Below are 12,933 nucleotides of genomic sequence, written 5' to 3'. Positions count from 1 at the left end.
CTACCCGGTTATATATACAGTAGTCTTCAGTCTAACACGTTCATGGTTATTTCTGATAGCCCTAAAGCTAGAATCGATTCATGAGTAATTTAAAATAATACATAAGAATATTTATTTAAACTTACAATAGAACTCCATTTCACTTAAAGGGTGATTTCGACCGAATAAATTCTGATAATAAATAATAACTACCAAATTATCAGTAAAACATTTAACTCTAATTACCTGCGAAAGCATGAGCTATTGATGTAGATAACCCATGCTATATTAATGATAATGATTAAATAAATCGCATTAATAAGATGCCTAACACCTCTTTAAAACGAAACAACTTCATTTCACTATATTTAATCGTTACACTTTATCTTATAACGATGACGCTCATGTAAGAGCATTTTTATTAATTTTAAAGTTATTGTCTATTTAGGACTCAGTTATGATCAAAAAATGTCTTTTTCCTGCCGCAGGCTACGGCACTCGCTTTTTACCAGCAACTAAATCAATGCCAAAAGAGATGATGCCAGTAGTAAACAAACCTCTGATTGAATATGGCGTAGAAGAAGCTATCAATGCGGGTATGGACGGGATCTGTGTTGTAACAGGCCGTGGCAAGCATTCATTAATGGACCACTTTGATAAAAACTACGAACTAGAACATCAAATCAGTGGTACCAATAAAGAAGAACTGCTTGATGATGTTCGTGAACTCATTGATGCAGCTCACTTTACTTATATCCGCCAGCGCGAAATGAAAGGTTTAGGTCATGCTATTCTTACTGGTCGTGAACTAGTGGGCGATGAACCTTTTGCTGTCGTACTTGCTGATGATTTATGCGTGAACGAAGAGCAAGGAGTTCTTTCTCAAATGGTTGCATTGTATAAGCAATTCCGTTGCTCTATCGTTGCAGTAGAAGAAGTACCAGATAACGAAACTCACAAATACGGCGTTATTGCGGGTGAGATGATCAAAGACGATCTTTACCGTGTAGATAGCATGGTAGAAAAACCAGAACCAGGTACAGCACCAAGTAACCTTGCCATTATTGGTCGCTACATCTTAACTCCTGATATTTTTGAGATCCTAGAAACAACAGAACCGGGTAAAGGCGGTGAAATCCAAATTACGGATGCACTATTAAAACAAGCTCAATCTGGTTGTGTTCTTGCGTATAAGTTTAAAGGTAAGCGTTTTGACTGCGGTAGCGTTGAAGGTTACATCGAAGCAACTAACTACTGCTACGAAAATGTTTATTTAAAAGATAAAAAATCTGCTGAACTTGCAAAGCAAAAAACAGGTAAAAAATAACCCCTTGATTTGCTAATCATACTAATGTCTTGTGATTTATTACAAGGCATTTTCATATCTCTTATAGAATCTCTCTTCTAATAACATTACTGTTTTTTTATCCAGTACCTCTTTGCTGTTTTAATACTCTGTGCAATACTTATTCTCTAGTTATTGTTTAAGCAGAGAGACGTTCCATGGATAAAATTGAAGTTCGAGGGGCAAGAACCCATAACCTAAAAGATATTAGCTTAACTATCCCACGAGATAAGCTAACGGTTATTACGGGATTATCAGGCTCAGGTAAATCCTCTTTGGCCTTTGATACCTTGTATGCAGAAGGTCAACGACGCTATGTTGAATCTTTGTCTGCATACGCTCGTCAATTTTTATCATTAATGGAAAAACCAGATGTTGACCACATTGAAGGGCTTTCTCCTGCGATTTCTATCGAACAAAAATCCACATCTCATAACCCAAGATCGACAGTCGGTACAATTACTGAAATCTACGATTACTTACGTCTTCTATACGCACGTATTGGCGAACCTCGTTGTCCTGAACATCATGTCGAATTAACAGCACAAACTATCAGCCAAATGGTAGATAAAGCGCTAGAGTTGCCTGAAGGCACAAAGCTGATGTTGTTAGCACCTATTGTGAAAGAGCGTAAAGGTGAGCATGTTAAGACGTTAGAAAATTTAGCCGCACAAGGATTTATTCGTGCTCGTATTGATGGTGAAGTGTGTGATCTCTCCGATCCTCCGACATTAGAACTTCATAAAAAACACACCATTGAAGTGGTTGTTGATCGTTTTAAAGTTCGAGACGATTTAAAACAACGCCTTGCTGAATCTTTTGAAACCGCGCTAGAGCTCACTGGTGGTATTGCTGTTGTTGATTACATGGATGATACCAAGCATGAGCCTCTGATCTTTTCTGCCAACTTTGCCTGTCCACATTGTGGCTACAGTATGTCTGAACTTGAGCCTCGTCTGTTTTCATTCAATAACCCTGCTGGCGCTTGTGGTACTTGTGATGGCTTAGGGGTTCAACAGTATTTTGATGCTGATCGTATTGTTTTAGATAATAAGCTCAGTATTGCTGAAGGGGCGATTAAAGGTTGGGATCAAAAAAACTATTATTACTTTCAAATGTTAGGCTCATTAGCCAAACACTATGGGTTTGATCTTTTTGCGCCATTTAAATCACTATCAAAGAAATTTCAAAATATCATTCTTAATGGTTCAGGAACAGAAGAAATTGAGTTCCAATACAGCAATGATCGCGGCGATCTACGCGTTAAGCGCCATCCTTTTGAAGGAATATTAAACACGCTTGATCGACGCTACAAAGAAACAGAATCAAGTTCAGTTCGTGATGACCTATCAAAGTATATTTCAACTCAGTCATGTTCAAGCTGTCACGGAACTCGCTTACGTTTAGAAGCTCGTAGTGTATTTGTTGGTGACACAACATTACCTGAAATCTGTGAAATGAGCATTCAAGATTCAATGGCCTTTTTTAGTTCACTGGAGCTGAAAGGACAGAAAGCTCAAATTGCAGATAAGGTCATGAAAGAGATTAATGAGCGCCTGAATTTCCTTATCAATGTTGGTCTAAATTACCTTAATCTATCACGTAGTGCTGATACTCTTTCTGGTGGTGAAGCTCAACGTATTCGTCTTGCAAGTCAAATAGGTGCAGGATTAGTCGGTGTTATGTACGTTCTTGACGAGCCTTCTATCGGCCTTCACCAACGAGATAATGAACGCCTATTGAAAACCCTTAACCATCTTCGAGATCTGGGCAATACAGTTATTGTTGTGGAGCACGATGAAGACGCAATAAGAAGTGCGGATCATATTATTGATATCGGTCCTGGGGCCGGAATTCATGGTGGTCATATTGTCGCAGAAGGCAGTTACCAAGATATTATTTCAAATCCAGAATCGCTAACAGGTCAATACCTAAGTGGCGCTAAAGAAATTTCCATTCCACATGAGCGAATTAAAGCAGACCCTAAAAAACAAGTTGAACTGATTGGCGCAACTGGCAATAACTTAAAAAATGTCACACTCAAATTACCGGTTGGTCTGTTTACGTGCGTTACTGGCGTTTCAGGCTCTGGCAAATCAACACTAATCAACGATACTTTCTTTAAGATTGCTCATACTCAGTTAAATGGAGCCACAACATCAGAACCAGCACCCTATAAAAAGATCAAAGGTATTGAACACTTTGATAAGGTTATCGATATTGATCAAAGTCCAATTGGGCGAACTCCTCGATCAAACCCTGCGACTTATACTGGGATCTTTACCCCTATTCGTGAGTTATTTTCTGGTACGCCAGAATCTCGTTCTCGTGGGTATAAGCCGGGCCGCTTCAGTTTTAATGTCCGCGGTGGCCGCTGTGAAGCTTGTCAGGGAGATGGAGTAATTAAAGTTGAGATGCATTTCTTGCCTGATGTTTATGTTCCTTGTGATGTGTGTACCGGTAAGCGCTATAACCGTGAAACTCTAGAAGTAAAATACAAAGGTAAGAGCATTGATGAAGTCCTTCAAATGACCATTGAAGATGCCAATTCTTTCTTCCAACCAGTCCCTGTTATTGCTAGAAAGCTGCAAACACTAATGGATGTAGGGCTATCTTATATTCGTTTAGGTCAAGCAGCGACCACCTTATCTGGTGGTGAAGCTCAACGAGTTAAATTAGCTCGCGAACTATCAAAACGAGATACAGGGAAAACACTATATATCCTAGATGAACCCACCACAGGTCTGCATTTTCACGATATTCAGCAATTATTGAATGTACTGCATCGCTTACGTGAGCGAGGTAATACCATTGTCGTGATCGAACATAACCTTGATGTTGTAAAAACAGCGGATTGGATTATTGATCTTGGTCCAGAAGGTGGACAAGGTGGAGGAGAGATTGTAGCTGAAGGAACACCTGAGAACGTGGCTCTTGTTGAAGGCTCTCATACTGCACGCTTCTTAAAACCAATGTTGAATAAGCAATAAATTCCGCACTTTATAAGGTGAATACGATAGAATAAAGCCAGCATTTTGTTGGCTTTACTTTTTATATTCATGCTCGCAATAGGAATTGATTAATACATGGCAACGCTACTTACCCAAGGAACGCAACTAGAAGCAAGAAAGGTTAGAAAACCATTAACTAAATCTTTTTTATTTAGCCTTAGTACTCTTTTCTTTGTCTGTGCTCACTTCTTTCAACCAAACCCTGGCGGTTCAGGCTTACACCTTGCATTTAATGCCATCTCTTGGATCCCTGCTAGTATTGCTATTGCTATTGGTGTATTTCATATAGCCAAACAAGGACTCCTTAAATATTCAACTTTAACACTTGTTTTATCATTGTCTGTAATACTACTCTCTATCCCCTTATTTTATCATGATGCCTCACCAGAATTAGCACTCGGTAAGTTCTTAGGCTTATGGGCTGGGCTAATTTTTTTCATTACATTGCAACAATTCGCTTTTTCAAATAAACAAAAGCAATGGCTTTTATGGTGTATTATTGGCTCTGTTTTAATTGAGACTAGTATAGGTTACATCCAATATATCTTTCTAAAAGAAGGTAATGGCTTTGGCTATAACGTTATCGTTAATCGACCTTATGGTATTTTTCAACAACCTAATGTTATGGCAAGTTTCTTAGCTACAGGGCTTGCTATTGCCTCTTATTTCCTAGCTAGACAACCGACTAAATACCGTGAAAACATCATTGCACTAACCCTGCTTTATGCAACTATCATATTTACAGTACCGCTGATTATCGTCTTGGCATCTCGTACAGGATGGCTTGCTACCATTTTTAGTATTACTTTATTAACACCCTATATGTGGAAATACTGTACTAAACAACGATTTTTTTCTTGGATATTAGCAATAGTTATAGGTTTTAGTGGTCATTATGCTCTCCTCGAAATATCAAAAGAAAAAGAGACGAATAACGCATCAACTATCATTCAAAAAACCAGTTTAGCGAATGCGAGACAATACATTTTCCCTCAAGCTCTCGATATGTTCTTAGAGAAACCAATCACAGGGTATGGTTACGGGAATTTTGAAGCAGAATACACCTTGTATACAGCTAAACAACATCAACTCTCAACGACCTATAGACCTGGGCTTCCTTCGATGGAACACCCTCACAACGAAGTTCTATATTGGGGAGTAGAAGGAGGTGTTGTCGCTATTTTAGGTTTGCTTATTGCTGCTGGTGGCGTACTGCTAAAGATAAGAAAAAGTAAACTAGATACACAGTTTGCTTTACTTGCCTTAATTGCTCCTATTTTTATTCATAGCCAATTAGAGTACCCGTTCTATCACTCAATGGTTCATTGGTTCACTTTTATTATTCTTCTCTTTTGGATAGATCAACTTAGCTGTAAGTACAAAAAGCGCCATATCGGCGATATCATAAAAGTAGCTTTACGTATAAGTTCGTTAGTTCTCCCAATTGTTACTGCTTTCTATATGCTTTCAACGCTGCATACCAATTGGGTATTAACGAAATTTGAAACCACCCGCCCAATGAACCCTGATATTTTAAATCAAGTGACTAACCCTGTTGCTTGGGAAGATAGATTTAATTGGGATGTGCTTTCAGCTCAGCTAACTATAGGGATTATGAATAAAAAATCAGAATTAATTACACCCTATATAACATGGTCAAAAGAGCTTATAAAAACAAAGCCTAGACCTGCATTTTATCAAAACCTAATCATTGCTTATCAAGCTCTTGGGCAAGTTCAAAATGCAGAAGATATAAGAAGAGAGGCGATTTTCTTATTTCCAAATAATAAATTTGAATCGGTAGAATTAGATGAAAAACTTCGCCAGAACTCCTCTGTATTAAAAGAGAAAAATAAATAAACGATTCATAAAAACCGCTGATTATTCAGCGGTTTTTTGGTTAATTCTTAAAGAACATCAGATAAAGCCTTAAGACAAAGAGCCACATTTTCTTTCTTAGCCGCATACCCCATTAAACCAATACGCCATGCTTTCCCTGCTAAATCTCCCAGTCCAGCACCAATTTCTAAATTATATTCATTCAGTAGGCGTGACCTAATCGCAGCATCATCAACACCTTCCGGAATATAAACTGCATTCAATTGTGGCAACCGATAAGCTTCATCAACAATAAATTGAATACCTAGAGCTTCTAAACCTTGTTTTAGCTCTTGATGATAATATGCATGTCTACTCCACGCTTCTTCTATTCCTTCATTTTTTAGCATTAATAATGCTTCATGTAAGGCGTATAAACTATTGACTGGGGCCGTATGGTGATAGCTTCTTTTTCCCTCACCACTCCAATAACCTAACACCAAACTTTGATCTAAAAACCAACTCTGTACGGGCGTCTTTCTCGATGTCATCTTCTCAACGGCTTTATTCGAGAACGTCACAGGAGACAAACCTGGTGTACAAGATAAACATTTTTGGGAACCAGAATACACCGCATCCAATTGCCATTCATCCACCAATAATGGAACGCCACCTAATGACGTCACCGCATCCACAATGGTTAGGCATCCATGCTTACGTGCAAGTTCAGAAATAGCTCTAGCGTCACTCAATACTCCTGTAGACGTTTCTGCATGCACAAAAGCGACAATAGTAATATCAGGATGTTGTTCTAACGCTTGTTTCACTTTATCTAACGAAACTGGTTCTCCCCACTTATCATCAATAACAATTGCAGTACCGCCGCAACGCTCAACATTTTGTCGCATTCGTTCGCCAAAAACACCATTACGACAAACTAAAACCTTCTCGCCAGCTTCAACTAAGTTAACAAAACAAGTTTCCATTCCTGCACTTCCAGGGGCTGATACTGCAATCGTGAACTCGTTTTCTGTTTGAAATGCGTATTTAAGTAACTCTTTAACCTCATCCATCATTTTTATGAATAATGGGTCAAGATGGCCAATTGTAGGTCGGCTTAAGGCTTGTAATACTTGTGGTGAAATATCTGATGGACCAGGTCCCATAAGGGTTCTTCTTGGTGGGATAAAACTTTGCATTATTCACTCCTTGAAATATAGGGTGTACAAAGAATAGACACAAAAATAATTAAACTCAATTAGACTAAGTCATTAGAGTGACTAAACTAGAAAAAACACCATCAAAACACCTACTTTTACTTTAAAGAGAAGAAATACAAATAAAGTTGTTACCACTTGTTGACATTTAAGCCATAAAAAAGCACATTATTAATACGTATTTTGTTCCTTTGAAATACATAAAGAAGAGGAGCATTACCTAGGTAACTTAATTTGTGGAGTCCAAACTCCTAGTCAACTAAGTGAGGGAGAGTAATGCCGAGACGAACTTTATTGGGAAAACTTCGTCGGTCGTTTAGGCTGAATCCTAACGATTGTCACTTATTTTTTAAGTGAAGGGCTTCTAGCAACTATTTATTTCTTGCTATCACCCCTTCACCTTTATTTTACACATTGGATGTAGTCGGGAGACAGGAAAGTGAACCCTATTAATGTTGCTAAATTTGGTGGCACTAGCGTTGCCAATTTCGAAGCAATGAGCTGCAGCGCTCATGTTGTCGAGCAGAATCAAAAAACTCACCTTGTGGTTATTAGTGCTTGCTCTGGCGTTACTAATTTATTGGTAGAGCTCGCTAACGGTGTACAAGATAACCAAAGAAAAAAAGATATTTTTGAAGAGTTAAAGTCCATTCACTTTTCTGTATTAGATCAACTCTCTGATCCTATTTATCCAGAGAAAGCTATTCTTGAAATCCTTGAAGACATAAAAAAAGCGGCCGATGCAGCTTCATTTCAATCAAGTGATAAACTCACTGATCATCTTGTTTCTTGCGGTGAGCTCATGTCAACTCACCTATTTACTCAACTATTAATTGAACGCGGTAACTCTGCCGTTCGCTTTGATATCAGAACAGTTCTTCGCACCGATGCACAATTTGGTAAAGGTGAGCCACAACTTGAAGAAATATCTCAGCTAGCTCAAGCTAAACTCGCACCTCTTTGCCAGAAACATATTGTCGTAACACAAGGTTTCATTGGGTCTGATAATGAAGGAAATACAACGACATTAGGTCGAGGTGGCAGTGATTATAGTGCGGCATTAATAGCTGAATCTGTAAATGCTTGTGGATTAGAAATTTGGACTGATGTTCCTGGTATTTATACTACCGACCCTCGCATTGCACCTGCTGCATCTCCAATCCCAGAAATTAGCTTTAGTGAAGCTTCAGAGATGGCAAACTATGGTGCTAAAATTTTACACCCATCAACACTATTACCCGCTCTACGTCATCAAATCCCTGTGTTTGTTGGTTCATCAAAAGAACCAGAAAAAGGCGGTACGTGGATAAAGCAAAAAGTAGACAGCTCTCCATTATTTAGAGCGCTAACCTTACGTTGCAATCAAACCATGGTGACATTACATAGTCCAAACATGTTCCATGCTTATGGTTTTCTAGCTGAAGTATTTAAAATATTAGCTAAATATCAGATTTCAGTCGATTTAATTACCACCTCTGAAGTAAGTGTCGCTCTTACTCTTGACCAAACTAATACCAACGGTAAAGCGCCAGAATTACCTTTTGAAGCCCAACAAGAATTAGAAAAATTATGCACGGTTGAAATAGAAAACGATCTATGTCTAATTGCACTTATTGGTAATCAAATGAGTGACTCTAAAGGATATGCTAAGCAAGTGTTTGGAGCTTTAGAAGATTTCAATCTACGCATGATTTGTTATGGAGCAAGTCAGCATAATTTATGTTTCTTGTTACATGAATCAGAATCTAAACGTGCGGTTCAAGTTCTACATAAAGAACTATTTGAAAAGTAGAAAATCATGTTCTAAACCTATTAAACTAAAAAATCCCATTAATTGATTATTAATGGGATTTTTAATGTTTATTATGAAAAAGATCTTAGTTTAGATTTGGCCCTAGCCACTTTTCAGTTTCTAACATATCCCAACCTTTTCTCTCTGCATAACTTTCAGCTTGATCTTGCTGTATTTGAGCAATAGCAAAATAACGAGAGTCTGGGTGTGAGAAATACATACCCGACACTGATGCGCCTGGCCACATCGCATAACTTGAGGTTAATGACATACCAATCGATTCTTCAACATTCATCAACTCCCATAAGCTTCCTTTTTCCGTATGCTCAGGGCAGGCAGGATAACCAGGAGCAGGGCGAATACCTTGGTATTTTTCACGGATAAGATCATCATTAGAAAGATCTTCATCTGGTGAATATCCCCAGATATCTTTACGAACTTCTTTGTGTAAATACTCAGCAAATGCTTCGGCTAAGCGATCTGCTACGGCTTGGATCATAATGGCGTTATAGTCATCACCTTTGGCTTTATACTCATCCGCTAGATCTCGCTCACCAATACCTCCAGTCACAGCAAAGCCACCTATCCAATCGGCTTTTCCGCTCTTTTTCGGCGCGATATAATCAGATAGACAATAGTTAAACCCTTTTGGCTTTTCTGTTTGTTGGCGTAAATTATGTAGAACTTTCAATACCACAGTACGTGATTCATCGGTATACACTTCAATATCATCATCAACACTGTTAGCAGGAAAAATAGCACACATTCCTCGCGCTTTTAGTAAGCCTTCTTTTTCTACACGATCCAACAGATCGTTCGCATCTTTATATAAACGCTTCGCCTCTTCACCCACTTCTTCATGATCTAAAATTGCAGGATATTTTCCCATTAAAGACCATGTCATAAAGAAAGGGGTCCAATCAATATATTGGCGTAACGTAGCAACATCCATATCATCAATAATATGCACACCCGGCTTTACAGGTACAGGAGGCGTGTAGTTTACCCAATCAATATCGACTTGGTTTTCTCGTGCTCTTGCTAGTGAAACGGGTTTTGTTCGTGGTGTTTTACGGCTATGTTGATCACGCACACGCTCGTAATCTAAATCCAACTTCTCAATAAATGCTGGTTTCAATTCATTAGAAAGCAATGACGTACAAACACCAACAGCACGAGAAGCATTATTAACATAAACCACAGGTTGGGAGTAGTTTTGTTCTATCTTAACAGCAGTATGTGCTTTAGAGGTTGTTGCTCCACCAATTAAAAGTGGCAAATCAAACCCTTGACGCTCCATCTCTTTAGCGACATGAACCATCTCATCAAGTGATGGAGTAATAAGACCTGAAAGTCCGATAATATCGACATTCTCTTCTTTTGCTACTTTTAGTATTTTCTCACAAGAAACCATTACACCTAGATCAATAATCTCGTAGTTATTACATTGTAGTACTACGCCTACGATGTTCTTTCCGATATCATGAACATCACCTTTTACTGTAGCTAAAAGAATTTTTCCGTTAGTAGATCCCACATCTTTAGTTGCATTAATGAATGGCTCTAAATGCGCTACCGCTTGCTTCATTACACGAGCAGATTTAACTACTTGAGGAAGAAACATCTTACCTTCACCAAATAAGTCACCAACCACATTCATACCATCCATTAATGGACCTTCTATAACATGAATTGGACGTTCAGAATTTACACGAGCTTCTTCGGTATCTTCAACAATGAAATCAGTAATCCCTTTTACTAATGAATGCTCAAGACGTTTTTCAACCGACCATGAGCGCCACTCAAGTGCTGATTTATCTTCGACTTTTCCGACAGCACGCTCTAGATACTCTGTCGCGATATCTAGTAGTCGTTCTGTTGAATCATTGCGACGGTTAAGAACGACATCTTCTACCGCTTCGCGTAAATCTTCTGGTAAGTTATCGTAAATCTCTAATTGACCAGCGTTCACTATCCCCATATCCATACCATTCTTAAAGCAGTGATATAAGAACACAGCATGAATCGCTTCACGTACGTAATTATTACCTCGGAATGAGAATGATACGTTAGATACGCCACCTGAAATCATGGCATGAGGAAGCGTTCTTTTTATATCGGCAACTGCTTCAATAAAATCAACAGCGTAGTTGTTATGTTCATCGATTCCCGTAGCAACAGCAAAGATATTTGGGTCAAAAATAATGTCTTCTGGCGGGAAACCAATTTCATCTACTAAGATATTATAAGCGTTAGTACATATTTCAATTTTTCGCTCACGAGTATCGGCCTGACCCACTTCATCAAAAGCCATCACAATCACAGCTGCACCATAACGACGGATCAACTTAGCTTGCTGTAAGAATTTTTCTTTACCTTCTTTAAGCGATATCGAGTTAACAATACCCTTACCTTGGATACATTTAAGGCCAGCTTCGATAACTTCCCACTTAGAAGAATCGACCATCACAGGAACTTTAGATATCTCTGGTTCTGAAGCACATAGATTTAAGAATTTAACCATACACGCTTCAGCATCAAGCATGCCTTCATCCATGTTGATATCAATAATTTGAGCGCCATTTTCTACTTGCTCACGAGCGACACTCAAGGCTTCATCGTATAACTCTTCTTTGATTAAACGCTTAAAACGAGCAGAACCGGTAACATTGGTTCTTTCACCTACGTTCACAAAAAGAGAGTCTTTCTCAATAGTTAATGGTTCTAAACCAGATAAACGACAAGCAACAGGAAGTCTCGGTAATTGACGTGGCTTAACCCCTTCTACCACTTGTGCCATTTGACGAATATGCTCTGGAGTCGTACCACAACAACCTCCAATCAAGTTTAGAAAACCACTCTCGGCCCACTCTTTTACGTGTTCTGCCATTTCTTCTGGAGAGAGATCATATTCACCAAAGGCATTAGGCAAGCCTGCATTCGGGTGTGCTGAAACACTGCACTCAGAAATACGAGACAGCTCACTTACATATTCACGTAATTCATCAGGTCCTAATGCACAATTCAAACCAAATGAGATTGGTTTAACATGACGCAAAGCATTGTAGAACGCTTCTGTAGTTTGTCCTGAAAGCGTACGACCTGAAGCATCTGTAATCGTACCTGAAATCATCACCGGTAATGTAATACCCATTTCTTCAAAAACAGATTCAACGGCAAAAGAACACGCTTTTGCATTTAAAGTATCAAAGATGGTTTCAATAAGAATTAAATCAGAACCACCATTGATTAATGCACGAGTTGATTCAGAGTAAGCTTCGACTAATTCATCGAAAGAGACATTTCGGTAACCAGGGTCATTTACGTCAGGAGAAATAGAACACGTTCGATTCGTTGGGCCTAAAACACCTGCAACATAACGCGGTTTATGAGGCGTTTTTAATGTCCATTCATCTGCGACTTCTCTTGCTAATTTTGCAGCTTCGAAGTTCATTTCTTCGCTCAGACTTTCCATATCATAGTCAGCCATTGCGATCGTTGTTGAGTTAAAGGTGTTAGTCTCTAAGATATCTGCACCCGCTTCTAAATAAGCAGAATGAATATCTCTAATAATTTGAGGACGAGAAAGCACTAGAAGATCATTGTTACCTTTTAAGTCACAATGCCAATCACTAAAGCGCTCTCCACGATAATCTTGTTCTTCAAACTTATACTCTTGGATCATGGTTCCCATGCCACCATCGATCAAAAGTATACGTTCCAGAAGGTGCTTTTCTATTTCAGTTTTCTTATTGCTTCCTGCCACGGTAC

At 38.7% G+C, this 12,933-nt stretch carries 6 protein-coding genes and 1 riboswitch; of the genes, 4 read left to right on the top strand and 2 right to left on the bottom strand.

Going from position 1 to position 12,933, the window contains the following annotated elements; translation table 11 throughout:
• Positions 1–436: 436 nt before the first annotated feature.
• From galU to ACU5DF_RS22965, 3 genes are all read left to right on the top strand, one after another.
• The gene (gene galU, locus ACU5DF_RS22975) at positions 437–1,306 is read left to right on the top strand and encodes a UTP--glucose-1-phosphate uridylyltransferase GalU (protein WP_045102957.1); all 870 of its coding nucleotides are present in this window, start codon (positions 437–439) and stop codon (positions 1,304–1,306) included.
• A gap of 176 nt (positions 1,307–1,482) precedes the next feature.
• Positions 1,483–4,314: an excinuclease ABC subunit UvrA gene (gene uvrA / locus ACU5DF_RS22970; RefSeq protein WP_446714311.1), complete on the top strand. Its 2,832-nt coding sequence runs from the start codon at positions 1,483–1,485 to the stop codon at positions 4,312–4,314.
• A gap of 96 nt (positions 4,315–4,410) precedes the next feature.
• Positions 4,411–6,195, top strand: coding sequence for a PglL family O-oligosaccharyltransferase (locus tag ACU5DF_RS22965; RefSeq protein WP_446714015.1), 1,785 nt, complete (start codon positions 4,411–4,413; stop codon positions 6,193–6,195).
• A 47-nt stretch (positions 6,196–6,242) separates the two neighbouring features.
• Here the strand turns inward: ACU5DF_RS22965 and ACU5DF_RS22960 are convergent, their stop codons facing one another.
• Positions 6,243–7,352 (bottom strand): pyridoxal-phosphate-dependent aminotransferase family protein, encoded by a 1,110-nt coding sequence (locus ACU5DF_RS22960; RefSeq protein WP_446714014.1) that lies wholly within the window; start codon positions 7,350–7,352, stop codon positions 6,243–6,245.
• 216 nt (positions 7,353–7,568) lie between these two features.
• Positions 7,569–7,742: riboswitch (Lysine riboswitch) on the top strand.
• 67 nt (positions 7,743–7,809) lie between these two features.
• Here ACU5DF_RS22960 and lysC point away from each other — a divergent pair.
• Complete coding sequence (lysC, locus tag ACU5DF_RS22955; RefSeq protein ID WP_446714013.1) at positions 7,810–9,162, top strand: lysine-sensitive aspartokinase 3; 1,353 nt, start codon at positions 7,810–7,812, stop codon at positions 9,160–9,162.
• A gap of 85 nt (positions 9,163–9,247) precedes the next feature.
• On the opposite strand, the gene metH is transcribed toward lysC, so the two are convergent.
• Positions 9,248–12,928 carry a methionine synthase gene (gene metH / locus ACU5DF_RS22950; protein WP_446714012.1) on the bottom strand — a complete coding sequence of 1,227 codons (3,681 nt, stop codon included), beginning with the start codon at positions 12,926–12,928 and terminating at the stop codon, positions 9,248–9,250.
• Positions 12,929–12,933: the final 5 nt, after the last annotated feature.

This window comes from Aliivibrio wodanis, from assembly GCF_052920805.1.
Note: the sequence above shows the minus strand (reverse complement) of the source record. Positions and strands in the feature narration are given on the sequence as shown.